General features: G+C 70.0%; 2 protein-coding genes. Both read left to right on the top strand.

Features of this window, described 5'->3' with window-relative positions; genetic code table 11:
* Nucleotides 1–370, top strand: a 370-nt coding sequence (locus AOK17_RS46970; RefSeq protein ID WP_245697896.1) for a response regulator transcription factor, incomplete at its 5' end; no start/stop codon positions are given.
* 52 nt (nt 371–422) lie between these two features.
* Nucleotides 423–900: DUF7134 domain-containing protein (locus AOK17_RS53320; RefSeq protein ID WP_425424702.1), on the top strand; the 478-nt coding region annotated here is incomplete at both ends.

Genomic DNA, 900 nt, shown 5'->3' with positions numbered 1-900 from the left:
GTTCCTGCTCAAGGACACCGATCCCGTGCAACTGCCGCTACTGGTACGCAGCTTGGCCGACGGCGGTGTCGTCCTGTCGTCCCGGGTCACCCGGACCGTGGTCGACGGGTATCTGGACAACGGTCCCCACGAAGAGGCCGCCCGTTGCGTGGGCCTGCTGACCGAGCGCGAGCGTGCCGTCCTCGTCCTCATCGCCGAGGGACTGTCCAACACCGGTATCGGGGCGCGGATGCATCTGAGCATCGGCACGGTGAAGGACCATGTGAGCGCCGTCCTCGCCAAGTTGGAGGTGGGCAGCCGCGTCCAAGCGGCCCTGCTCGCCGAACGCGCGGGTCTGCTCAGACCACCGCGGGACCCGGAGGACGGATGAGGCACCGCCGCGTCCCCGCCCCGCTCATGGACGCCGTGCTCGTCGCCGTCNNCTGGATCCACTACGACGGCGAGGAGCGGCTGCGCATGGCCTGTGCGCTGCTCGCCGTCTTCTCTCTCGTACTCCGTCGCCGTCTGCCGCTGTTGACCTTCCTGCTCGCCCTGCCGGCCACCCTGGTCAGCGACGCGGTGCTCGCCACGCTGATCGCGCTGTACACCCTCGCCTCCCTGAGCCGTCGTCGCGTGCTGCTGGCCCTGTGCGCGCTGGCGTTCGCGGCGTGCGACATCACCTGGTGGTCGTGGCCGTCACCGGAGTTCGCCGATCTGGCGGACTCCTCCGACCTGCTCACGGTCACCTACAGCCTGGCCACGGCGGTCGCGCCCGTCTTCCTCGGCCAGCTCGTCCAGACCGGACGCGAACTGTCCCTGCGGCTGTCCGAGATATCCGAGGCGCGGGAGCACGAACGCCGGCTGCTGGCCCAGAGCGTGCTGGCGAAGGAACGCGCGCAGCTCGCCCGGGAGATGCACGAC

The sequence above is a fragment of the Streptomyces phaeochromogenes genome (assembly GCF_001418655.1).
In the GTDB taxonomy this organism is placed as follows: domain Bacteria; phylum Actinomycetota; class Actinomycetes; order Streptomycetales; family Streptomycetaceae; genus Streptomyces; species Streptomyces phaeochromogenes.
The sequence above is the reverse complement of the archived record's forward strand: the minus strand, read 5'-3'. Positions and strand labels throughout refer to the sequence as shown.